Genomic DNA, 22,180 nt, shown 5'->3' on the forward strand with positions numbered 1-22,180 from the left:
TTGCCTCCTCTGCCTCCTCAACAATGCAACGGTGCGTTGCGTTTCGACGGTAGCCTCCACGGGAGCCCATATGCAACGCACCGTTGCATTGCATTAACCTCAGGGACATGACGACGGAAAGCCGCCCGCGGCGCGCCCCCGGCGACGGTCCGCGCCGCAAGCAGGAGATCTTCGACGCTACGTTGCGCGCGCTGGCCCGCGACGGCTTCGAGAACATGACGATCGAGGGCATCGCCGAACACTCCGGCGTCAACAAGACGACCATCTACCGGTGGTGGCCCTCCAAGTCCGCGCTCCTCGGCGCGGCCCTGATCGACGCACCGCTGCTCGAACTGGCGATCCCCGACACCGGGGACCTCCGCAGCGACCTGGAGCAGCTCGTCAACAGCGTCATCGGTCTCCTGACCGAGCAGCCCGCGGGCGCCGTCGCACGGGCCGCGTTGGGAGCCGCCGTCGGCGATCCGGAACTCGCGACCCACATCAGGGCCTTCTTCGCCGACCGCCTCGCCCGCGAGCAGTCGGTGATCGACCGCGCCGTCGCACGCGGCGAACTGCCCTCCGGCACCGACACGATGCTCCTGATGGACCTGCTCGCCGGCGCGGTCTGGCTGCGCGTGGTCTTCCGCCGCGAGCCCCTGGGCGAGGACTTCGCGGGACGGACGGTGGCGGCGGTCCTCGACGGCGTCGGCGCGGCAGCGTGAGAGCGGCTTGAGAGCGGCTTGAGAGCGGCTTGAGGACACAGAGCCTGCTGTGTCTGCGGGGTGGTGTGCGGGAGGTGCGGCTGAAAGCGCGGCCGCGTCGGTACGGCGTTCACGCCGTGGGGGTCCGGGGCAGCATCGAAGTGTCTGGAAGAACCGGCCGCAGCCCCGAGTTACCGAGTTACCGGCCCAAGCTCCGGCTTACCGGCCCAAGCTCTGGCGCCGCGGGTTCTTCCGGGGCGATCGGGACCACGAGTTCCTCGAATGTGCACTCCTGGTGCGGTGGGCGCCTGGTGCGGTGGGCGCCTGGTGCGGTGGGCGCCTGCTCCTGGCGGGCGCGTGCGGACATGCGAAAGGGGCCCACTCCTGGCGGGCCCCTTGGGGTGGTGTTGTCGGTGGCGTGTGCTAGCCCTGTCCGGCCGATCTTCTCGGAGCCGCGACGACAGCTACGGCGCCTCACCGAGTTGTCGGAGCCGCCCGAGTACGCCCAGTACGAGGACGATCCTCCGCCTTGCTCCTCCGCTCACTTCCCCCTTGTCGTCCTGTGCTACCTCGTCAGCAGCCCGGGAACGTCGCCGGCGGGGTTTCGAAGGTCCCTTGCCCCTGGACCTTGATCAGGCCAACGGCGCTCTTGCAGGGCCAGCTCATCTTCCACGTACTGGTGGCCCGGTCGCCGTCGCTGATGGTCTCCAGCCTGTCGTACGACGACGAACCGTTCATGCGGTACCCGAGCTGGGCCTTGATGTTCGCGCCGCCCTTCTTGGTGTAGAAGACGTCGATGGACTGGGGCCGGCTGTTCATGGCGATGCAGAGTTGTCCCTTGCTCAAGCTGGTGCACTTGACATGGTCCGACCCTGACGCCACCTTCTGCGACGCCTGGGTGGGCGTCGCCTTCGCTCCAGCCGCGTGAGCCGGAACAGTGAGAAGCGAGAAACCGACGGCCGCACACGCGGCGGCTGCCAGTGAGGCACGACGAATCATGGAGATCCCCCCGTTCAGTAGTTGCCTGACCGTACAAAAGATCAAATCACTGGCACGACCCATTTTCGGACAACTTTCCGCCTTGTTCGAGCCGAAGGCGTGAGGTTGCCGCATGGGTCCGCGAGTCCCCTGACGTGGCCGTGAAGCCGGAAACGGCGGCGCCGGGACCCGACAAGGCCGAGGAGATCGCAACGCTCGGACACGGAATCCGGCCGAACGTGCCGCCCCTGACCGGAAGGCCGCTCTTGCGGCTGCACGACCGTCGCCGACTTTGGTGCATGTCCTGGTCGCTTTGATACATGTCCTGGTCGGTCGCCCTGGTCGGTCGACTCCGGCTGAGCGGACACAGGGCGCCTCTCCGTACAGCCGCGAATCCACGCAGTGCGCAGCATCGATGCGTGCGGGTACGGGCAAACGGTCGCCGCCTCGCCGCGTGCTCCGGCCTCGCGGCCGGCCGTGACTGCTTTGACGCTGTCCTCGCGTGTCCCCACGCTGCGTCTGGCCGGTCGCCTTTCGGCAGTGTCGCCGCCTTCCTCCTGGTGGGTGGCGGCGACGGCGGCGGCCTCGGCAGCGAACGTCTCGTCGTCGGCGAGGCGCCCCTAAGCCTGCGGGTCCGGTGCCGGCGACATGGCATCGGCGAGGGCGTCACGGTCGGCGAGCATGTCGTCGATGGCATCGACGGCATCGACGGCATCGACGGTCTCGGCCGGCTGCGGTAGGTCGACGGCGTCGCGGCGGTCCATCTCCGCGGCGATCTTGAGTAGCTCCTGGCTGGTGGCGTACTGCATGCACCAGGCGAGTTCATCGTCGGACACGCCCGTGAGGTCGTCGAGCAGGCGCCCGCCGGGAAACAGACGGGCGAGCAAGTCGCGCCTGTTGGCCTCGGCGGCGAGCTGGGCAAGCGTTGCCAGGTCGGCGCCACGGGCGCGGGCGGCGAGGTCGTGGTTGGACAGGCCGACCAGTTCCGGCGACGCCCGGCAGACGGGTGGCGAGGTCGCGGCGGTCGGCCTCGGCTATGACGCGCAATGCGTCGCCGTCGTCGAGGTGCTGGTAGGTGCGGGCGAGTTCGGCGTCGCTGAACTGTGTCAGGTCCTCGGCGAGGGTTCCGCCGGGTGCGATGCGGGCGAGCAGGGCGTCGAGGTCGCGGCGGTCGGCCTCGGCCTCGATCCTTCCGCGGGCGCGGTCGTCGAGCAGGCCAGACCCTTCGGCGGCGGCGAGCTGGTCGTCGCTCATCTCCCGTGCGGTCTGCTCGTCCCCCGACCAGATGCGGGCGGCCTGGACCTGTTGCTCGGTCGCCTCGGTCCGCTTCTCCGGGAGGTTCGATGCGCCTGGCTGCAGCGCCGTTGCCCACTTGTGGCGGCGGGATGCAACCGCCGGCCCCGTTCGCGCTCGGTATGGCACGATCTGCGGCATGAAGAACTACCACGGGACCCATGCCGCGTAGGCCCCCGCACAATGTCCGGGCTGGGCTCCCCGCCCGCCGACCGGACCGTGACGCCGTGGCCGACATCGACGGCCTGTCCGCGCGGGCGATGTCCGAGATCCGGCGGATAGAGCGCGCTCGCACCTACCTGGAACCGGGGCAGACCGTAGCGGCGGTGCGGCTATGGAAGAACCACGTGCGGCTCCCCAAGAGCCAGTTGTGGGCAGACTGGGAGTGGGGCGACGAACTGCACTGGGACTGCTGCGGCAATCCATTCCACGCCAGGGATCTTCTGGCGGACATGGTCAACGCCCTCCCGGCCCGCAGTGCGGCCGAGTTGCGCAGGCTGGTCGAACGGCTCGACGCGCTGGCCGGACGCCAGGACATACCGCGCCAGGTGCCGCCAGCGGTACCGCCGTGGCATGTGTGGTGACCGCGCCCGTACCTCTGGGCCGTACCCATCCAGCACGCGACACCACGGGCTGTCCGGCGGGGCACGGGCGAAGCCAGATGCTTGACCGCTTCCGCTTCCGCTTCCGCTTCCGCTTCCGCTTCGGCGCCTGATGCTCCCGTCCGACGCGGGCGTGACGTGGAGCAATACGCCGTGCTGTACCTGCCGGACGTGTGCTCCCCGCGGACGCGGAATGCCGGGCGCCCCGGGTAGGAACGGCGCGGGCGCACAGCGTCGTACGGGCCGCGCGGGCCGCGACGACCGCCGCCGTAGCTTCCTGGTCGAGGAAGAGGAGACCTGGCTGCCGCGGCGCAACACGGTGCCGCGGGTCATCGAGTAGGCAATCGCGCAGGTGTGGCGGTGGGCGCGGGGCGGCCGCGGGCTGTCGCTCGCAGCAGCCCGGGTGCACGCCACGTTCCTCACGGGCGAAGGCTGGCGCGAGACTGAAGACACCACAGCGGCCAAGTCTTGTGGATTCCGCACCCCGTACGCTCGTCCGTCAACAGGCCGACGCGGACAAAGAGGGAGCGCATGACGGGGGACAATAACGTACGCGGGCTCGCCACAGGAGCCGGCCGAGCGGCCCAGCCGGCCGGGAACGCCCCTCCCCGACGCCGCACGGGCCCCGTTCACTGGCTCTTGTTCAACAGCGCGTGCGCTGCGGCCTCGGCGGCCCTGATGTGGTTCTCGCCGGTGGTGCCCCTGCCGGCCGTGCTGCGCGGCGCAGGTTTCCTCATCTCCGCGCTGCTGATCCCCCTGGCGCTCATTCTGGTGCCGGTCTTCTGGTTCCGCCGCGTCCCTCGCAAGAAGCGGAAGGTGGCCTGGGAGCTCACCATCGCCGTCATCGCCGCAGCCGGGCTTGCGGTCGTCTCCCATGGGGCCGGCGACGATCGGGCAATGCAGGAACGTGGCCGGTGGACCAAGGCCGTCGTGGTCGAGGTCGAGGACCTCAAGAGCGACAAGTGCACGCTCCGCACTCGCGACGGCCAGGAGATCTCCCCTCAGCTGGGGGAGGGCGACGGCTGTGATGCGGAACGGGTTGAGCCAGGCGATCAAGTGCAGGTGTTGTACGACCCCGAGGGCGCGGCCGGCCCGGCGGACGAGACGCAGACCAGCTCGTACGCAGGGGTGATCGGCGGCCTGGCAGCGCTGATCGTCGCGACGGGCACGTGCGGATGCCTACGGATGAATCGGTGGGACAACGAATACGACGGGAACACCCCCTAGGACAATGCGGTGGGGACAAGGCGGATGGGTGCGCGGCAGCATCCCCCTGCTGCCCTGGCAAGAGACCTGGTGCCTCCCAAACTCATCACCATCACCCGGCCGTGGTTCGGGGTGCCTCTCGCCGCGGGGGAGATCTGCGACACCACACCGGGGATGGTCACCAGGTGGTCCGCGACGTCGTGGGGGTGCCACAGATCGCCATGGAAGTCGGGGATGGGGACGGTGAGGTCGAAGGCTTCCCGCGCGTGATCTGCTGGATGTGAGGCCTACCGGAGCGGCGAGTAGGGCACGCGTACGCATGACCGACGGCCACCGGGCCGGGAGTTCGGCGGCCGTCGTCACACCTTGCACTCGCTGCGTCTGCGTCTGCGCCCGGCACCGGTGCGAGCAGCTTGCCGCGCCCACTCACGGGTTGGATGGCGGCTTCTACGAGCAGGGTTCGCCCTCATGGAGAGCATCGAGGACGGTCTGCCTGATGGCCTGATGGCCTGACGGTCTCTGGTGTGGCCCCGCTGGCGCCCCCGGTCGTTCTGCCCGCACGGCCGTTCGGCCGGCAAGGCCCGGGGACCGGCGACGGCGACCAGGAGCTGGTCCTCGAGGATCTCACCCGGGAGCAGGTTCTGGACTGGCGCAACCGCGCCGCCGCCGACTGCCAGCTGGTGTTCGACCACATTGAGCGGTGCGGCGAGGCGTCGGTGCAGCGGCTGTTCACCGGGCGTTCGCGGCGACAAGTGCGGCGCGGTGTGCCGCCCCACCCGTAACGGCCAATCCTGTGGTTCCCCGAGGCGGGGTGTTGCGGTCACATACCTGCGACTCCTGCGACTCCTACGACGCCTACGACGCCGTGGCGATGGAGGCGAGGCGTCGCAGGCGCCGTGGTTCAGCGTCTGGCCTTCAATCGCCTCGCCCGATGAGCGCCCGCAGGGCTCCCTCGGGTGTGTCCGCCAGCAGCTCGGCGTAGTCCATGCCTCGGTAGATCGCGCCATTGGGGGCCATGGCCAGGTACTGGTTGCGGCCGTTCGCCATGCCGAGGGGGTAGAGACGGGGCTCCCCGGTCTGCTCGCCGAGCACTTCGAAGATCTCCGCGTCCCACTTGGCCAGTAGGGGGTCGAACCGGAACTCCATCCAGGACGAAGCCTCGACCGGTTTCCCGGGGGCGAACGCCAGCCCGCCGAACTCGGCGAGAAAGCACTGCGCCGCGTCGTGGATCTGGAACCTATCGTGCTCGAGCAGGATGGCTTCCCATGTCCCGGTGGGCACCGACCGGCCCGGGTACCACCCGGCGGCACGCAGCACCCGGTTGGTCTTTGCGGTCCACCGCTGATCGCTGTTGCCGCCCTCCACCCGCTGACCGCGTGGATCCCGCGCCGGGGTGGACCCAGCCGCGACCAGGGGCAGGGGGACGTTGAAGCAGCGGGTCTCGACAAGCTTGTTCAGCGCCTCGTCAGGAGCCTCCGCCAGCAGCTGGACGGTGTTCTCCTTGAGCGGCGCCAGGTAGACCGCGCCGCTCGGGGCGATGGCCAGGTGGCTGGTGCGGCGGTTGGCCTGGCCGATGGGGTAGAGCGGGATCCCGGCTCGTTGGCTGAGCCGGGCGAAGGTCTCTGCGTCCCACTCGGCCGTGAGGGGGTCCAGCCGGAAAGGCGACTGAGCCGTGACCGGACCCGGCGGCCAGCCGTCGTTCACCAGCGCGCCGAACTCGGCAAGGAAGCGCCGCGCGGCCTTGTGCATCTCGAAGCCGCCGTGCTCGCGCAGGATGGCTTCCCAGGTGTCGGTGGGGACCGAGCGGCCTGGGTACCACCCCGACTTCCGCAGCACAGAGTCGGTCGCTGCAGACCACCGCGGCTGGATTTCCACTGGCATCCTTGAGGTGAGGCTATGTGGAGTCACATGTACGTGAACTGGTGGACGTTGACGATCGCGGCTGGATCACCTGGAGCTTCCCGCGCAATTACCTTCTGTCGGCATTTTCTGTCGGCACCGATCCAGGACCCGCCTTCGCGGATGATCCGGACGCGAAGCGGCAGATGCCAGGCAGCGAGTCAGAGCCCGTCTTCAAAGCCGCTTATGGAGCCGCTTATGGAGCCGGTTTCTGCTTCTGCGAAGCCGATGGGCCGCTTCTACCTGCTGCCTCGTGCCTTCTCGTAAGCGGTCAGTTCCTCTGCACTGCCGATGAAGGCCGGGCCGCAGTGTGGTGGCAGGCGATCGATGACCATCGCTACTGCGGCCTGTGCGCTGTCCGTCTCGGCGATCCGCGGGCTGCTCCGGCTCGGCCCTTCGACGTAGTACTGGCCGTCTCTCAGTGTGCCGATGTAGGGGATGTCCCAGGTGTGGCGTATCTCCGTGCACCTGCTGAAGTGCAGCTCCCACATGCCGGTCCAGGGGTAGAGCTGACGAAGCAGCGGCTCGGCATGCGCCACCTGCACCAGCTCGGCAAACGGTTCCAGAAGCGGTGATCCTTCCGGCCGGCGAGGTTCGCTGGCAGTGGTCAGGATCTTGTGCCAGGCTGCTTCGACAGTGTTGGCCATACCGTGATTGTGCTGGTCCTGCGGCCCCGTCATCAAAGATCACCTGCTGGCGGATCATGGTCGGATGCACAGATTTGAACTCACCGACCAGGATTGGGATTTACTCGCTCCGCTCATACCCCGGGCTATGGCTGGCCGACCACGGGTGGACGACCGGCAAGAAGGCCGACCAACAGCGGCACCGACACAACCGCGGTCGCCAGGGCGGTCGGCCACCCAGCTTCGACCGCGAGACGTACTGTCGGCGCAGCACCCTGGAGCGGTGCTTCAACAGACTGAAGTACTTCCGCGGCATCACCACCAGGTACGACAAGGCCGCCGCGTCCTACGAAGCGGCGGTCAGCCTGGCGTCGTTCCTACTCTGGGCACGGCCGTCTGGGCACGGCCGTTTTGGCAGGTCAGCTGGACCGAGGCGTCAGCGCAACGGTTGGCCCGCGTCCCTCGGGGCCCGGCCGCCGCGTGGCGATCACGCGCTTCGTGGACAGTGACAGCAGGGCCAGGCCGCCCTCGGTGGTCGGAAGCGGCCAGCACACAACCCGCTTTACCACGATTCCAGCAGGCGCTCTGCGGCCTGGACTTCCTCGTCACTGGAGAGGACCTCAAAACAGTTCCCTTCCGGGTCAGCCATCCGAGCAAAGCCGACGTTGAGCTCTTCGTCGACGTTCCACTCTCTCTTGATGACGACGGCTCCGAGACTCACAAGGCGATCTGCTTCTTCGTCCAGGGTCGTGTCCGCGGCCGCCACGCACATAAACGGCTGAGGCTTGCGGCTCTGACGCGTAGGGCCTTCGACGATGTACAGAAGCTGTTCACGGTGCCGGCCGAACCTGATGACCACGCCGTCGGTGCCCGAGTCGATCGTCGACTCCAGGGCAGCGCTCCAAAAGGCGCCCAGAGCCACCGGGTCCGGCGACTCGATTACCACAGCTCGCAAGGCGACGCTCATAGATCCTAGATCCTCCTCAGCTTGAGTTTTCACCTCCATCCGTTTACCAGGAGGCGCTGGGTGGCGTGAACGGCTGCGAGCAGGTCCGGCCGTGGTGGACCAAGAGCGGGCCGGCTTGGTGATGACGGCCGCTGATGACGGCCGCTGTCGAGGCCCCGCGCTGGGGGCCCGACAGCGAGTGACGTCAGGCGGACCGGCTGACGTCGTCGAAGTCGGTGGAAGCCGACAGCTCGGCCCATGCCAGCATGTCGCGCTCGAAGGCATCGCGTCCGGCCCGGACGAGCCGAAGCGCGTCGGTGCCGAGCAGCAGGCGCGTCGGCGGCTGGTCGGCCGCCACGATGCGCAGCACCGCGGCCGCGGCCTTGTCCGGGTCGCCCGGCTGGCGCCCGCTGCCGTGGATGCGCCGGGCGCGCAGCGGCTCGAACAGCTCGTCGTAGTCGGCGATCGCACGGGGTGCGAAGATCATCGAGCGGCCGGCCCAGTCAGTCCGGAAACTGCCCGGCTCGACGGCGGTGACATGGATGCCGAAATCGGCGACCTCCTTGCCAAGCGTTTCGAGGATGCCCTCCACCGCGAACTTGCTGCCGTGGTAGAAGCTGAGGCCCGGCATGGTGATCAGCCCGCCCATCGAGGTGACGGCGATGATGTGGCCCGAACGGCGCTCCCGCATGTGCGGCAGCACGGCCTTGATCACCGCCACGGTTCCGTAGACGTTCACCTCGAACTGACGGCGAAGGTCATCCATCGTCGACTCCTCGAAGAGGCCGTCATGGCCGTACCCGGCGTTGGCGACGAGTACGTCGACCGGGCCCAGGTCGCGCTCGGTCTCGTCCACGACCGTGTCCACCGCGTCATGGTCGGTCACGTCCAGGATGCGGGCGTGCGCGTCGCCGGCGAACGCCTCAAAGGCCCGTGCGTCGGCGGGCGTGCGCACCGTGCCCACCACCCGGTGGCCCGCGGCCAACGCCGCTCGCGCCAGTGCGCGGCCCAGGCCGGTGCTGACGCCGGTGATCAGGAATGTCTTGGTGTCCGACACAGGAGTTCCTTCGTACGATGCGAACAGATTGCGACCAGATGCCGACCGGGGCGGTTGGGCCCCGGTCGGGCTCGACACGTTCCACTTCAGCACCGGAATCGGCTGCTGATCGGCTTCCGGGGGGTCCGCTTCGCCCCGGGGACAGCCGGACCGGGGAACAGCCGGACCGGGGGACTGCCAGTCCCCCTTTCGCGGGCCGTCGGGGCGATCTTGGGCCCTATCGTGAACGGCATGGACCGCAACACAGCCCTCGGTGAGTTCCTCCGCTCTCGGCGGGCACGGATCACCCCGCGCCAGGCGGGCCTGTCCGACGACGGCGGCTCTCGGCGAGTGCCAGGACTGCGCCGCGAAGAGGTCGCGCAACTGGCGGGCGTGAGCGTCGACTACTACGTACGCCTGGAACGCGGACGCCGACTGAACGTCTCCGAGACCGTGCTGGACGCCATCTCCCGCGCGCTACGCCTCGATCCCGTCGAACGCAGCCATCTGTTCCAGCTCGCCAAGCCCGCCGCAGGCAGGACCCGCCGCGCGGCGACGCGTCCGCAGCCGGTCCGCCCGGGGCTGCGCGACCTGCTCCGGATCCTTGAGCACACCCCCGCCCTTGTGCTGGGGCGGCGGCTGGACGTACTCGCGTCCAACCAGATGGCACGTGCGCTGCTCACCGACTTCGACGCGCTGCCGCATCGCGAGCGGAACCTGGTGCGGTTCATGTTCTGCGACGAGACCGCCCGCTCGCTGTATGCCCACTGGGACACCCACGCCCAGGACATCGTCGCCTCACTCCGGCGCGACGCCGGACGCCATCCCCACGATCCACTCCTTGCCGAACTCGTCGGCGAACTCTCGATCACGGATGAGGACTTCCGCCGCTGGTGGGCCGACCAGAACGTGTACCGGCACACGCATGGCAGCAAACACTTCCACCACCCGGTCGTCGGCCCGCTCACCCTCAATTACGAGTCCCTCACCCTGCCCGCCGACCCGGACCAGCGGCTGAGTGTCTACACCGCCGAGGCAGGCTCCAGCTCCGAAGAGGCGCTTCGGCTACTGGCCGCGTGGATACGTCAGCCCGAGACCTCGCACGGGCAGCAGGCAGATCATTAGACGGCGCCGCGCCCGGCCGGCCCCTCCGGTCCGCTTCCCGGCGTCGAACAGCGGCCCGAACGGGGGCGGGCTGACCAGCGAGGGCGGGCTGACCAGCAAGATCCATCTGCTGCCCGACGACCGGGCTCGGTCGATGACGTGCCACACGTTTCCCGGACAGCGCGGTGACGGTCCCATGCGCGGTGACAGTCCCATGTTCGTCCACATTCGTCCCCGCTCGTCCCCGTCCTGGCCGGCTTACGCATCCGTCGGCGCGGTCGAAGGGGCGGACGCTGTCCCGGACGTCGTTGGCCAGGACAGCGATGTCGTCGTCGATGAGATCGGGAGCCCGGCACCGATCAGTGCGCCGATCAGTGCGGCGATGGTGGGGGAGGGGGCAGCGCACCTGCGTCTTGCAGAGGTTGAGGGCGCCCGAGACCAGGAAATTGGGCACGTCGCTGCTGGGGATTTCCCGTTCGGCGCAGTGCCCTTCGGGTGCCGCTGCCGCCGATGTGCATTCCGGAGCCTTCGCGGGCGAGGCGGCTTGAGCCGGGGTGGGAACAGTCAGCCCAAACAGGGCGGTTGCGGCCAGGACCCCCAGTTTGGCGATCTTCCTTCATGTGAGTGGTCACGGTCACTCTAATGGCGGATTGGAAGGGTGGTGGTCACGCTGCGCATTCGGGATTCGGGTGTGCATTCACCGAAGGCTCCGACACCACGAACCGCATACCCATGCCCATGAGGCCAGCGCACTCCTGCGCCCGCAGGCCTCCGCCGCCCGTGACGGTGGTCGGTAGACGGCTCGCGCGCGGCCGTGCCGTTTTCGCGACCCGGCGTCATATCGTCGTGCACGCGCTCGTAAGGTCGCATGAATGAACCGAGATGCCCCTGATCGTGACTTGCCGATGTTGACCTCTGTCCAGGCGATGCATCTGCGGGACCTTGCCGCTCCCTACCTCGCGGAGGGCCACAGCACCTCCCTGACCAACCTGGCGCACATCTGCCGCCACGAGCCGCAGGACCGTTGGCCAGACCTGGTGAAGGCGCATTTCGCCAACTTGCGGGCGGCGAGCCTGGGAGGGGAGAGCGCTGAGGCGCTGCTCCGCGGCGTACATCCGCGACTGCTGCCTACCGAGTCGCTTACCCCGGAGCTTGTCGGCGCCATGACCTACGCGCGCGTGGTGGCCGACGGGCTCGTTTTCGCCTATGCCCTGGACGGGCCGACCTCTGTGCGGATCCTCACCGACGCCGACGTGGAGCGCGCCGGGCTGCAGCAGCTGGGAGAGGCCGCGTACGCGAACCTTGGACGAGTACCCGTGGAGCACGAGGAAGTGGCCATCGAGGGACGGGCGTTGCTGCACTCCGTCTACGGCGACTCCCCGTTCATCGCGAGCAGGGCGCTGTTCCTGTCCGACCTGGCCCGGCAGGTCACCGGGAAGCCGCTCCCCGACGCCGGGGCCCTTGTCGTCGTGCCGAAGAAGCACCTGCTGGCGTACCACCCCATCGTCGACGGATCCGTGGTCGACGCCGTCAACGACCTTGCTGCGTACGGTCTGGGTGCCTACGAGGACGGCCCGGGCGCGCTGTCGCCGCGCGTCTACTGGTGGCACCAGGGGGCTCTGACCTCGCTCACGGTCTTCGACCAGGCCACCCGCACTTTCTCCATCGAGCCGCCGCCGGAGTTGCTCGGCCTGATGAAGGGCCTGGTCCGCCTCGACCGCGCCGGGCGGCTGGCCAGCCCCGCCGCGGGCAAGGCCGCAGACCTCGGCGAGCTCACGCACACCACAGCCGAGTCGATAGCCCAGCTCGCCGAGGCCCCGGACGGACTTGGCCGAGCCTTCACCTCGGCCCTCGAACTGGCCCACACCCACGTTGCGGCCGACCCCGACGTCGCGCTCCTCGACAGCTGGGATGCATGGGCGACCGCAGTCCAGCTCGGGTCCGCGCTGTTCACCGGCGCGCAGCCGCAAGAGTGCCGCCTGGGCGAGGCCCCTGTGCAGCAGCTGCCCGCCATCCCCGCCGAACCACCCGCCGATGCCCGCGCCTGGCTCGACGCCCTCTATCTCGCGGTCGTATGCCGCCAGAAAGCCCGGATCGACCGGCTGTGCCAGGTGCCGCTGGAAGTGCTGCGTCAGGACGACTCCATCGACGAGTACGTCGTCCATTGGATCGACACGCTCCAGACCTTCTGGGCCCGGCAACCCATGGACGACGTCGTGCAGAAACTGATCGCCACGATGGAAACGTCCGGGCGTGAGTCGGTGACCCGCGCTCCGAGGGACTTCGTAGACCTGATCGACTACCAACCGGTCGCCCTGTTCCATCGCCTGATCACACGCGACCACGACCGCTTCGCCGAGGCGCTCGATGAGGCCGTAACGTGCCACCGAAACTACTGGGGCGACTCGGCAGCCCCGCGCGCCCGGGTGGCGCTCGGACCGCTGGCCATGGCGAGTCTGGCGTACGACTTCGAGTTCCCCGTCGCCCCCCAGCCGTACCTCCCCCAGTACCTGCTCAACCGCGAACGCATGGAGACCATCCCCGGATGAGCCTCCGCCGTCGCGCTCGTCCAATGAGCGCGACGGCACCGACCTCCGTGCGACAACGTCATGGTCGCAGCTCTGCAATCTCAGCTCTGCAATCTCAGCTCGCGGCCGATCCGGTGGCACAAAAGCCGAGTCGTCCCGTCGGACGCTGGCGTCGCCTGGCTGTCGCGGGGAACGGACAACGGACATACGGTCCGGTCATGGACGATGGTCCGGAGGTGCAGCGGTGTCTGTGGTGCGGGGAGTCGCTCGGCCAGGGCTCTTCTCTTCGACGGTGCAGCGCGCGGCGCGCTTGCCCAGGCCAGCCATAGCTGGGCAGCGGCGGCAACCACCGCGGGTACGCAAAGCCGCGTACGCCGATCGCCGTTTCTGCGCCGGCGGGCCTGCTGTGATCACCCATCCAGCCACAGCGTGGCCGAGCTGCATGCCGCAGCAGCACGCCGACGGCCGACTCGGCCGACCCCGACCGTTTCGTGAGCACGTCAGCGTGCCGAGCGCACTTTTCCGGGCTAAGGACAGGCGTGGGCTTGCCTGCGCCGTAGGTTGGATGAGTGACGACTACGGCATCGCAAGAAGCATTTCTGCAGGCGTTTCACGCTGAGCGTCCGGCGGTAACCGCAGAAGCGTTCGGCCGCGGTCGCGCTCCAGACGGCCGGTCCAGCTATGAGCTCTTGTGCGATCGGGTGGCTGGGCGCAAACGCGTACTGGACCTCGGCTGCGGTGACGGCCTACTGCTTGAGTTCCTGGCCCGAGACAATGAAAGACAGCTCGCGGGGGTGGACCTGTCTCCGCAATCTCTGGCGCTAGCACGATGTCGGCCAGCGCTCTCCGGGGCCAGGCTGGAAGAGGGGCGGGCCCAGGCACTTCCCTTCGCCGACGACAGTTTCGACGCCTGTGTTTCCCACATGGCGCTGATGCTGATGGGCGAGATCGAGCAAGTCGCAGCAGAGATCGCCCGAGTCCTGGCTCCAGGAGGCGTCTTGGCATGCGTGTTGGGAGGCGGGGCCGTCGGCGGCGAAGCCTATGACCGGTTTCTCGGGCTGTTGCGGGACACGATTGAGGAGGTGCCCGCCTCGCAGCGCATCCCGGCGTTGGGCGACAGAAGGACACGCAGTCGCAACGGGCTCGATGAAATTCTCGCCCCGGCAGGCTTCGCCGAGGTGGACTGGGAGACTGTTCCCATCGATCTGAGCGGTCCGGTGGAACAGGTATGGGCCGCTGTCTCCAGCCTTTATGACCTCGGGCCGCTTGATGGGGCGGCTGTGGAGCACCTGCGTAATGCCTTCTTCGCCGAAGTCCGCGATATGACGACACCGGAGGGGGCCGTCCCCTGCGCTTTCAAGGTCCACATCGCAACAGCACAGCTGCATTAGCTTCGCCGCAGGCGACGCTTTTGAGCATGCGAGGGAGATAAGGGAGATGAGGGAGATGGACGTCAGGTGCTCCATCACGGCCTCGCGTCCGAGTCCACGGACGCGATGACCAGCGATATCTGTGAGGGTTCAGGCCCTTGCCCAGCTAGGTTTCCCAGTAGTACTCGCCGAAAAGCAACGCTAGAGAATGCCCTGATGAACGACCTCGAACACCTCAAGGGCCACTGCCCGCCCCCGCCTGGCCACACACCGCCCGCCGTCAACTGGCACAACACCGAACAGACCCTCGGACACCATCTCCCCGACGACTACAAGCAGCTCGTCGAGAGTTACGGTCCAGGAAGTTTCATCGAGTTCCTCAGTGTCTACCAGCCCGACTGCCCCTACAACGCCTTGGACCTGGCACAGCAGACTCGGGACGTCCGTGCCCAGCTCGCACGACACCAGGACATCACCCGGCAACCACTTCCCCACTCGCCGCACGAGCTTCAGCCGGCAGGCGTGACAGGAAATGGCGACTACCTCTTGTGGCTCAAAAAGGATCCTCAACAGCCGCAAAGCTGGACCATCGCTGTCGCCGGACTCAAAGATGACCAGTGGTTCCATTACGACGGAAACCTGACCGAATTCCTCGTGGCGCTTGCCCAGCACGAGATTGCGGTGCCGGTATTCCCTGACAGGCTCCTTCAGCAGAGCCCCTCATTCCGCTCCCATACGGGGACCCCCGAAGAAATCGAAAAGGCAAACCGCAGCAGCAGTGCCGTAGCTGCCGGCCCCGTACGGTCCCAAGACGTCAGAGAATGGGCGTGGCGCAACGGCTATGACGTTCCCGAGCGCGGCCGCATCCCCGCCGCCATCCGAAAAGCGTATGACGCTGCACACCAATCACCCTGACCTGCCTCTTGCTCGATGGCGTCGGCGGTCTGCTGGAGGAAGTAGCTGCGCTCGCGGAACTTGTAGTAGCCGGTGAACGTCGCGGCCACCGTGATGGCGAAGCTGATCCCGGTCAGGGTGACGCTCTGCCAGGTCAGTTCCTTGCCGGTGTCCAGGGCTGTCCCCAGCCAGCGGAGCGGCTTCGACCGTTCCTCGGGTTCGTTCACGCCGCCAGGGATACGTCCAGGTGCAGACGCGAAGCCCTCTGCTCAGCCTGGCGTTCCGGTCTCGCCGCCGCTCAGCTGCTGCACCACCTCATCCGGGTCGGCGAGCAGCCACGTCCGTCGGTCGACAGCCGGATGGCCCCTGCGGAAGGCCGCCACCATCGCGGCCGCATCCCGCAGGTCACATACGTCGCGACCGGCCAGCTCCCGTGTGATGACGACCGTGTTGTCGAACGTTATGTTCCGCTCCAGCAGCAGGTCCTGCACCGCGTCCATGCCGTGCTCAGCCAGAACCCCCGCGCATTCCGAGGTCAGCGATGCGAACCAGGCGGCTCGCTGCTGGTATGCAGCAGTGGCGCCACTGCCGTCATCGCAGGCGAAGGTCGGCTCCAGTGCCGCCACGAGGCGATGGACATATGTGTGCTCGACGTATGGATCCGATGTCATGGTCTCGATGCGGTGCGGGTACTCCTTTCGCAACTCGGACCAGTCACGTTCGATCTCGGAGATGGTCTGCAGCAGCACCGGATAGCGGTCGTAGCAGCCGCCATCCACGCCCCGGAACACCTCGCGTAGAAGGGCGAACGGCAACTCGGTGCTCTCCGCGAGCAGGACGGCGTCGTAGAGATCCTTGCCCTCGGGATGCCGGTCGCTCACCAGCCAGAGCACCTTCCAGGCGAGCGACAGCGCACGGGTCGCCGCGTGAACGACCACCGGGGTGGCGCCCTGCGGCCCGAGGATCTCGGCGGGCTCCGCGGGCGCGGGAAGGTGCTCGTTGAACACGAAGTCGAGCTGTACGCTGCCCGCCGGGACCCCGGCGGCTTCGGCCGTCCATGGGATGACCAGCCGCCGGCCCGGCACTCGGTCGTACGACCAGATCTCGTCGCCGATCGCAGCGTGCGCGTCAAGACGTACGGGGCCGCCGCGGTGGGACAGTTCCTCGGCCGCGGCGGCGATGCCGTCGAGCATCTGGTCCGTACGGTCGTCCGTCAACTGCCAGGTCTCCGGTACCACGACGAAGTCGAGGTCCCCCGGCTCGCGTGCCGCGTCCCCGAACCACTCCTTGAGCAGCATGCTGCCGCGGAGCACGAGATGGTCGGCCCATGGGGACTGCGAGAGCGCGGTCAGTACGTGATGCAGGGCATGCTGCCGCGCCTCGTACCACCGCTCACCGACCGCCGTGTCCGCGAATCTGGGCTCTCCCAGGCGCATCCCGAAGACGTGGTGGGTCGCCGCTGGGTCGAAGACCGGGCGCTGCACGACACCGTCATCCGGTACGGGAATCAGGGTGGTGGGCAGATCCATCTCGGCCTGGGTCGCCTCGTCGGGCCTGACTCGCGGCACGACTGCCGTGCTCTCCCAAGGTCCGTACTGGAACGCCCGCCACTGCGCCGCTGCACCCGTCTCGTCGGTCCCCGTCACGAGTCGGTCCCTTCCCCCGTCGTTGTGTACTCCCCGTCCAGCCAGCCGGCGTCGAGCGCCAGATTCCCGTCGTACACCACGAACTCCCGCTCGATGGCGGTGAGGTGCTGGCCCGCGGCGCGCAGTTGCCTCGACAAGGCGTCCAGCCGCTGTCCCGCGCTGGTCAGGCCCATCATCCGGCACCGCTGTGTCACAAACCGCTCCACCCTGCCGTCGGACCGCACCCGGCGTGCGTTCCGCGAGAGGTGCGCACCGTGCCCGACGACGACGTCGAGCAGGGAGTCGAAGGGAGCGGAGCGCGCCAGCAGCAGCTTGAGGTGATGCTCGAAGTAGTAGCCGGGGCCGAGCCTCGTGGCTTCCTCGTCCGTACCGGGTACGCCCGTGTTCCACGGAGCCGCCTCGATCTTCGTCCGCACCACGTCGAACCCCGCGGAGCGCAGCGCACCGGCCCTTGCGGCGGCTTCGGCCCGGACCTTTTCATACGTCCCGGACCGGCGCAGCGTCAGCATCGGCTGGGAGGGTACGTCCCCCTGTTCCAGGAGGATGTGGATGTACTTGAGGTCATGGGCCGCCGCGTACGCGGCCAGCGCCCCGGCCGCCCCGCGGTCCCCGTCGTCCCGGACGGTGAGATGCACCTCGAAGTCCCCCGCGAAAGCAGGGATCCTGGCCGCTTCCTGCCTGCACCTGGGCACTGCGGCCCCGCCACTCGCACTCATCCCGAGATGATCACACAGCTTCCGTCAGGGCCATTTTGGGGGTGGCTGTACCTCCATGATGCGGCCACTGGCGTGTGCAGCAGCATGTTCCTGCACCTGCCACAGGACGGCCTCCGGCGTTGCCGCGTCCGGCCGTGACGCGTGCTGCTTCTCGACGAAAACCGTCGCCACCAGAGGATGGGTCGGGCGCAACGACCGTCCCGCGCCACTCGACGGGGGAGGCGGTCGTGACGTTACGGTTCGTCGGGGTCGACCCGGACACCGGAGGCGAGGGATCGCCGGCGGTGTGGGTGGAGGAGGAGAGCGCCGATCTGGTCCTGCAGGGCGAGGAAGCCGAAGCGCTCCTGCTGCAGATGATCGGCAGCATCCAGGTGGGTGCCCGAGCATGCGACGGGGGTCCCCGCCCACGAGCGGGTCATCCGGATCCCGGCTCGCATGGTGCCGGTCGTGAGGGAGGCGTGCGATGTCGCTGAACGAGCTCAACGAGACACCGTTCGCTGACCTGCTCGCCGCGACCCGCCACAGCGCCGTGCACCTGGAGATGGGCGACCAGTACGCGGTCGGCGACGAGGCCGAGGACTACGCCACCTTCCTGCGCACCGGGGTGGCCAACACCGACCCGTCTCGGTCGTTCTGGCCCGAATGGCTTCCGCTGGTGACCGATGCGGTCGCTCGCGGGGTGGTGATGCGCCGGGCGCGGATCGTCTCCGATCCGGTCACCGACGACATCCGCTACCAGCACGCCATTACCGTGCTCAACCTGCAGGCCGGGGAGGACGTGCGGTGGTTGCCCCGCCGCCAGGCCGGCTGCGGCAGTTCACCCTGGCGAACTCGAACCATCGCAGCCACCCAGCGCAGACACAGGCCCTGCACCGTTACTGCACCGTTACCTGCGCTGGCGCAACGCCAGCGCTCGCCACCCCGACGTTCTCGCCGGCACAACGCCGAGAACGCGTCCGTATCCGCAGCGGGAAGGGTGTCCGCTGGGGCGGACAGCACCTCGGCTCAGTGGCCTGACCGCTCAATCTCCATTCGACGAAAATGCAGGACCGGGCGTCAGGCAGACTGCAGAGGCGGGGCCTGCCTTGTGATCGCGGCGGCTGGCAGCAGATTGTCCGGTTCGGTGCCAGGGTCTGCGGTGACGACGACTCCGGCCGTCCGAACGTCGAACCCGGTCGGCCAGACCGTGAGGTCGCTGGCCAGTGCACCCTCCAGATTCGCCTGCCTCAAGTCTGCGCCGCTCAGGTCGCAGCCTCGAAGGTCGGCCAACCGCAGGTCCGCACCGGCGAACACGGCGTCATGAGCGCGTGCCTTGCGCAGGTTCGCCTCCCGCAGGTCCGCACGCGAGAAGTCCGCCTCCCGCACATCGGCCTTGACCAGGCGCGCGCCGCGCAGATCCGCTTCGATGCAGCGGAGCCGGGATGGGTGGGGGGCCGGGGGTGCGGCACCACCAGTCATGGTCAGGTGGGCTGGGGGCGGCCGAAGAGGAGGTCGTAGCCGGCCGGGAGCTGGAGCAGGATCTGTCCCAGCAGGTCGTCGCCGACGGCGTCGGCGACGGTGGACAGCACGGCGCTGACGTCCCAGGCCGCGGTCTGCTCGGTGGCGCCCTCGATCCAGGCGGCGGTCGCCCGGACGAACCGCTCCGGGGGGAGCGGTTCGGCGCTCTGCAGCGGGTTGAGCAGGATCAGGGCGAAGCCCTCTGGCAGGCGCGCCGCGAGCTGGGCGCGGACTTCGCCGACCAGGTGCGCGCCGAGCAGGGCGAGCACCACGCGGGCCGCGCGCTCTGCTTCCTCCGCAGTGCCGTATTCGCCGCGTTCCTTCACGTGGTCAAGGAACGCTTCGCGTCGCAGAGTCATCTCGCCGCCGCCCCTTCTTCTTCGGACTGCCCATGGGGGTGCGGAGGGCGGGGTGAGGGGGGAGATCAGGTGCCCGTCCTCCGCACCAGTCCGGCCGGTGTCAGCCGGAGATCTCCTTGTGGCCGGAGCCGACGCCGATGGAGATCTTGCGGGGCTTGGCGCGCTCGGCGATCGGGATGCGCAGGGTCAGCACGCCCGCGTCGTAGTCGGCCTTGATGTGCTCGGTGTCGAGGGTGTCGGCGAGCACGATCTGACGGGAGAAGACGCCCAGCGGCCGCTCGGACAGCTCCATCTGCACGTCGTCGGCCTTCGTCACCGGCCGGCGCTCGGCCTTGACGGTGAGCATGTTCCGCTCGACGTCGATGTCGATCGCGTCCGCGGTGACACCGGGAAGGTCGAAGGCCACCACGTACTCGTCGCCCTCGCGGTAGGCGTCCATCGGCATCGCCGACGGCCTCGACCAGGTACCCGGGCCCATCAGCTGCTGCGTCAGCCGGTCCAGCTCACGGAAGGGGTCAGTGCGCATCAACATCGTGAAAACACCTCCAGCAGGTTCAGGCAGTTGCTGCCAATGCGCTCACTGACATCGTTGTAACATGTCATCCAATGGATGACAAACATGATGTCGTCTAAATGACGACAATCCGAGGGAGGTGTCCGTGACCGCAGCCGACCAGACGTCCACGACCAGCACGAACGCCCACAGCCCGGCGTCGTTCCTCGCCGCCGCGGCGGCCCTGAACGCCATAGACGACGCCCTGCGCGACGCCCAGCGGGACTCTCCGGACATGCCCGACGGTCCCGGTCCCGGGCCGGAGCAGGCGCTGGCTTCCCTGATGCTGCTGCGGCAGGTGCGCGAGCAGCTCGCCGGATGGGAGACCGGCCTGATCGAAACCGCCCGCGACGCGGGCGCCAGCTGGGCCGACCTCGCCCATCCCCTCGGCGTCGCCAGCCGCCAGGCAGCCGAACGCCGCTATCTACGCGGCCGCCCCGGCCCCGCCGGGACCACCGGCGAGCAGCGCGTGACGGCCACCCGCCAGGCCCGGGCCGCCGAACGCACCACCGCCGCCTGGGCCCGCGCAAACGCCGCCGACCTGCGCCGCATCGCGGGCCAGATCACCGCCCTCACCGACCTGCCCGCCACCGCCCGCCGCCCGCTCAACACTCTCCACGCGGCCCTCGCCCACGACGACCCCGCCGACCTCATCGCCCCCCTGACCGCCACCCGCCCCTACCTGGCCGCCGCCCACCCCGACCTCGCCGCCCGGCTCGACACCCTCACACCCCCCTGAACCCACCCGCTTGTCCCAAGGCATGCGCAAGATCCCCCTGCCGTCACGTGACGCAACTCGGCGCCTCTTCAAAACGAGGAGTTAACGAGGAGCTAAGGCGCGCCCCTCGTTCGCGGCATGACGGGAAAGGCAGGCTGCTTGTCATGCTTGTCTTGCCGGCGAATCGGCCCTGACGGTGGCGATCTCGGGATGCATCAACCGGTGGAAGGCTGACGCCGGAGGTCGTACGTGCCAGCTGGACCGCGAATGCTGGCTGCCGTGAGCCTGCTCGATACTGGCAACAAAACCATCACTGAGACCGGAACCATCCCCGCGCGGGGGATCAACCCACCGCCACGTCGGCGGGAGCACGCGCAACGGCTGGCTCTAGCGCAACGGGCCGAGTCCCGGCGTAATCCGCGGCGGCCGCACGATGGCGGCGTCCTACTGTGGCCCCATGACCGGACTTCCCTGGGCAGAGCCGAACGGCATCGCCTCGCCCGTGGGCCGACCAGCAGTACGGCGCACATCGGTGAGAGTCCCAACGTCCACCGGCGTGCTGCGGTCCGACCTCGGAAGCAAGGCCGTAGCTGGAGACGTCGGGGCTGGCCGCCAGTACGCGAAGGGGGAGGGGGAGTGGCGACCGCTGAGACCAGCAGCCAGGGGCACCGCGCCACGCGGCTGCAGGATCCGGCCAGAAGAAACGCTTTATTGCCAATTGCAAGCAACCACGACGCGCCGTAGCTGAGATCGCACTACACATAAGGGCTGGCATGGACGCGCCGGCACTCTCGGCGCGAGGAGGCCGCGATCCGGGGGGCTGAGCGATTGCTGACAATCAACGTGGCCATACTGCTGGCTGTCATCGTCATCCTGCGGCTTCGTCGCCGCACAGAGGCCCGAAGCCGCTTCGACGAGAAGCTCACCGTGGTCATCGTGCTGGCGCTCGGGGTGCTGATCGCCCCCACTCCTCTAGGGCACGGAATCCTCGACTTCCTGACCCAACTGGTCAACGGTGTCTCGCGAGCCGGCCAGTGATCGCAAACAACGGCTGACTCAGCCCATTTGCCGCGTCGCTGAAGCAATCGTGTCGCGCCGATTACGGGCCTCGACTGGTCCGCAACTACACCGCGCTCCAGAGCCGCGCACAACAGGCCAGCAGTCTCATGACCGCAAGACGACGCAGGGGGATCCTTGGCTGCACCAGTACGCCGACGCCGACGCCGACCCGCCCGTAACCGCCGCCCCACAAGGAGGCCCCGGCCTCATACCGCCCGGCGGCACCCGCGGCAGGCGCCGGCGCAGGCCCGGAAACCAGACCCCGTCCCCGGCGCAGGCACGGGCCAAACACCGCACCAGGCCGAGCTCGGTCTTGCCGAACCCGGATGTGCCGTAGAAGGCGCCGAACAGGACATCCAAGGTACGGGCACCCGCCAGGCGTTCGCTTTTTCGTCCCCAGCGTTCTCCATCTCCAGGCCGTCTCCACGTCCTCCAGGCCGTCTCCACGTCGGATCCGCCATGGGAGGACG

At 68.5% G+C, this 22,180-nt stretch carries 25 protein-coding genes and 3 pseudogenes; 14 read left to right on the plus strand and 14 right to left on the minus strand.

The features are described 5' to 3' along the window. The first annotated feature begins 107 nt into the window (after positions 1-107). Positions 108-701, plus strand: a complete 594-nt coding sequence (locus tag ACWD6P_RS09445; RefSeq protein WP_451443439.1) for a TetR/AcrR family transcriptional regulator — start codon at positions 108-110, stop codon at positions 699-701. A 552-nt stretch (positions 702-1,253) separates the two neighbouring features. Here the strand turns inward: ACWD6P_RS09445 and ACWD6P_RS09450 are convergent. From ACWD6P_RS09450 to ACWD6P_RS09465, 4 genes are all read right to left on the minus strand, one after another. Beyond that, positions 1,254-1,499 carry a hypothetical protein gene (locus tag ACWD6P_RS09450; protein ID WP_451443440.1) on the minus strand — a complete coding sequence of 82 codons (246 nt, stop codon included), beginning with the start codon at positions 1,497-1,499 and terminating at the stop codon, positions 1,254-1,256. 221 nt (positions 1,500-1,720) lie between these two features. Beyond that, positions 1,721-2,170 (minus strand): Rmf/CrpP fold protein, encoded by a 450-nt coding sequence (locus ACWD6P_RS09455; protein WP_451443441.1) that lies wholly within the window; start codon positions 2,168-2,170, stop codon positions 1,721-1,723. Between the two features lie 108 nt (positions 2,171-2,278). Then, positions 2,279-2,494, minus strand: a complete 216-nt coding sequence (locus ACWD6P_RS09460) for a hypothetical protein (RefSeq protein WP_451443442.1) — start codon at positions 2,492-2,494, stop codon at positions 2,279-2,281. Further along, on the minus strand, positions 2,481-3,092 hold the full coding sequence (locus ACWD6P_RS09465; protein ID WP_451443443.1) for a hypothetical protein: 612 nt from the start codon (positions 3,090-3,092) through the stop codon (positions 2,481-2,483). The genes ACWD6P_RS09460 and ACWD6P_RS09465 overlap by 14 nt, the downstream gene beginning before the upstream one ends. Positions 3,093-3,178: 86 nt before the next feature. Between ACWD6P_RS09465 and ACWD6P_RS09470 the strand changes: the two genes are divergently transcribed. The 4 genes from ACWD6P_RS09470 to ACWD6P_RS09485 all read left to right on the plus strand — a co-directional run bounded on the left by ACWD6P_RS09470 (position 3,179) and on the right by ACWD6P_RS09485 (position 5,541). Next, positions 3,179-3,535 carry a hypothetical protein gene (locus tag ACWD6P_RS09470; protein WP_451443444.1) on the plus strand — a complete coding sequence of 119 codons (357 nt, stop codon included), beginning with the start codon at positions 3,179-3,181 and terminating at the stop codon, positions 3,533-3,535. Positions 3,536-3,746: 211 nt separating this feature from the next. Further along, a complete protein-coding gene (locus ACWD6P_RS09475; RefSeq protein WP_451443445.1) occupies positions 3,747-3,893 on the plus strand; it encodes a hypothetical protein in 147 nt (48 codons plus the stop codon). 299 nt (positions 3,894-4,192) lie between these two features. Further along, positions 4,193-4,780 (plus strand): hypothetical protein, encoded by a 588-nt coding sequence (locus tag ACWD6P_RS09480; protein ID WP_451443446.1) that lies wholly within the window; start codon positions 4,193-4,195, stop codon positions 4,778-4,780. A 503-nt stretch (positions 4,781-5,283) separates the two neighbouring features. Then, the gene (locus tag ACWD6P_RS09485) at positions 5,284-5,541 is read left to right on the plus strand and encodes a hypothetical protein (RefSeq protein WP_451443447.1); all 258 of its coding nucleotides are present in this window, start codon (positions 5,284-5,286) and stop codon (positions 5,539-5,541) included. Positions 5,542-5,674: 133 nt separating this feature from the next. On the opposite strand, the gene ACWD6P_RS09490 is transcribed toward ACWD6P_RS09485, so the two are convergent. The 4 genes from ACWD6P_RS09490 to ACWD6P_RS09505 form a co-directional block, all read right to left on the minus strand. Continuing rightward, positions 5,675-6,640: an SUKH-3 domain-containing protein gene (locus tag ACWD6P_RS09490; protein ID WP_451443448.1), complete on the minus strand. Its 966-nt coding sequence runs from the start codon at positions 6,638-6,640 to the stop codon at positions 5,675-5,677. A 257-nt stretch (positions 6,641-6,897) separates the two neighbouring features. Next, the gene (locus ACWD6P_RS09495) at positions 6,898-7,305 is read right to left on the minus strand and encodes a DUF6193 family natural product biosynthesis protein (RefSeq protein WP_451443449.1); all 408 of its coding nucleotides are present in this window, start codon (positions 7,303-7,305) and stop codon (positions 6,898-6,900) included. A 541-nt stretch (positions 7,306-7,846) separates the two neighbouring features. Next, positions 7,847-8,251, minus strand: coding sequence for a VOC family protein (locus ACWD6P_RS09500; protein WP_451443450.1), 405 nt, complete (start codon positions 8,249-8,251; stop codon positions 7,847-7,849). A 184-nt stretch (positions 8,252-8,435) separates the two neighbouring features. Continuing rightward, complete coding sequence (locus tag ACWD6P_RS09505; RefSeq protein WP_451443451.1) at positions 8,436-9,287, minus strand: oxidoreductase; 852 nt, start codon at positions 9,285-9,287, stop codon at positions 8,436-8,438. A 231-nt stretch (positions 9,288-9,518) separates the two neighbouring features. On the opposite strand from ACWD6P_RS09505, the gene ACWD6P_RS09510 reads away from it, so the two are divergent. The 4 genes from ACWD6P_RS09510 to ACWD6P_RS09525 all read left to right on the plus strand — a co-directional run bounded on the left by ACWD6P_RS09510 (position 9,519) and on the right by ACWD6P_RS09525 (position 15,183). Next, positions 9,519-10,391, plus strand: a complete 873-nt coding sequence (locus ACWD6P_RS09510; RefSeq protein ID WP_451443452.1) for a helix-turn-helix transcriptional regulator — start codon at positions 9,519-9,521, stop codon at positions 10,389-10,391. Between the two features lie 884 nt (positions 10,392-11,275). Next, complete coding sequence (locus ACWD6P_RS09515; protein ID WP_451443453.1) at positions 11,276-12,919, plus strand: immunity 49 family protein; 1,644 nt, start codon at positions 11,276-11,278, stop codon at positions 12,917-12,919. 548 nt (positions 12,920-13,467) lie between these two features. Further along, entirely contained in the window at positions 13,468-14,289 is an 822-nt protein-coding gene (locus ACWD6P_RS09520) for a class I SAM-dependent methyltransferase (protein ID WP_451443454.1), read from the plus strand. 195 nt (positions 14,290-14,484) lie between these two features. Further along, positions 14,485-15,183, plus strand: coding sequence for an Lsr2 family DNA-binding protein (locus tag ACWD6P_RS09525; protein ID WP_451443455.1), 699 nt, complete (start codon positions 14,485-14,487; stop codon positions 15,181-15,183). Here the strand turns inward: ACWD6P_RS09525 and ACWD6P_RS09530 are convergent. From ACWD6P_RS09530 to ACWD6P_RS09540, 3 genes are read right to left on the minus strand one after another with little or no spacing between them, the layout of a single operon-like run. Further along, on the minus strand, positions 15,108-15,389 hold the full coding sequence (locus ACWD6P_RS09530) for a hypothetical protein (protein WP_451443456.1): 282 nt from the start codon (positions 15,387-15,389) through the stop codon (positions 15,108-15,110). The genes ACWD6P_RS09525 and ACWD6P_RS09530 overlap by 76 nt on opposite strands. A gap of 42 nt (positions 15,390-15,431) precedes the next feature. Continuing rightward, the gene (locus ACWD6P_RS09535; RefSeq protein WP_451443457.1) at positions 15,432-16,808 is read right to left on the minus strand and encodes a nucleotidyl transferase AbiEii/AbiGii toxin family protein; all 1,377 of its coding nucleotides are present in this window, start codon (positions 16,806-16,808) and stop codon (positions 15,432-15,434) included. Beyond that, complete coding sequence (locus ACWD6P_RS09540) at positions 16,805-17,443, minus strand: hypothetical protein (protein ID WP_451443458.1); 639 nt, start codon at positions 17,441-17,443, stop codon at positions 16,805-16,807. The genes ACWD6P_RS09535 and ACWD6P_RS09540 overlap by 4 nt, the downstream gene beginning before the upstream one ends. A 308-nt stretch (positions 17,444-17,751) precedes the next feature. On the opposite strand from ACWD6P_RS09540, the pseudogene ACWD6P_RS09545 reads away from it, so the two are divergent. From ACWD6P_RS09545 to ACWD6P_RS09555, 3 pseudogenes are all read left to right on the plus strand, one after another. Then, a pseudogene (locus ACWD6P_RS09545) lies at positions 17,752-18,025 on the plus strand (hypothetical protein). After that, positions 17,988-18,329, plus strand: a pseudogene (locus ACWD6P_RS09550) (DUF6879 family protein); the annotation flags it as partial. The pseudogenes ACWD6P_RS09545 and ACWD6P_RS09550, both read left to right, overlap by 38 nt. After that, a pseudogene (locus tag ACWD6P_RS09555) lies at positions 18,326-18,541 on the plus strand (IS630 family transposase); the annotation flags it as partial. The pseudogenes ACWD6P_RS09550 and ACWD6P_RS09555, both read left to right, overlap by 4 nt. Positions 18,542-18,580: 39 nt before the next feature. Here the strand turns inward: ACWD6P_RS09555 and ACWD6P_RS09560 are convergent. The 3 genes from ACWD6P_RS09560 to ACWD6P_RS09570 all read right to left on the minus strand — a co-directional run bounded on the left by ACWD6P_RS09560 (position 18,581) and on the right by ACWD6P_RS09570 (position 19,912). Then, positions 18,581-18,982, minus strand: a complete 402-nt coding sequence (locus ACWD6P_RS09560) for a pentapeptide repeat-containing protein (RefSeq protein ID WP_451443459.1) — start codon at positions 18,980-18,982, stop codon at positions 18,581-18,583. A 2-nt stretch (positions 18,983-18,984) separates the two neighbouring features. Then, positions 18,985-19,380: a DUF2267 domain-containing protein gene (locus tag ACWD6P_RS09565; protein WP_451443460.1), complete on the minus strand. Its 396-nt coding sequence runs from the start codon at positions 19,378-19,380 to the stop codon at positions 18,985-18,987. A gap of 100 nt (positions 19,381-19,480) precedes the next feature. Further along, complete coding sequence (locus ACWD6P_RS09570) at positions 19,481-19,912, minus strand: Hsp20/alpha crystallin family protein (RefSeq protein WP_451443461.1); 432 nt, start codon at positions 19,910-19,912, stop codon at positions 19,481-19,483. Positions 19,913-20,039: 127 nt separating this feature from the next. Between ACWD6P_RS09570 and ACWD6P_RS09575 the strand changes: the two genes are divergently transcribed. Together ACWD6P_RS09575 and ACWD6P_RS09580 are read left to right on the plus strand one after the other, a co-directional pair. Next, on the plus strand, positions 20,040-20,672 hold the full coding sequence (locus tag ACWD6P_RS09575) for a type III effector protein (RefSeq protein ID WP_451443462.1): 633 nt from the start codon (positions 20,040-20,042) through the stop codon (positions 20,670-20,672). 807 nt (positions 20,673-21,479) lie between these two features. Then, positions 21,480-21,689 carry a hypothetical protein gene (locus ACWD6P_RS09580; protein ID WP_451443463.1) on the plus strand — a complete coding sequence of 70 codons (210 nt, stop codon included), beginning with the start codon at positions 21,480-21,482 and terminating at the stop codon, positions 21,687-21,689. The last annotated feature ends 491 nt before the right edge of the window (positions 21,690-22,180 follow it).

It is taken from the genome of Streptomyces sp. NPDC002446, assembly GCF_053595675.1.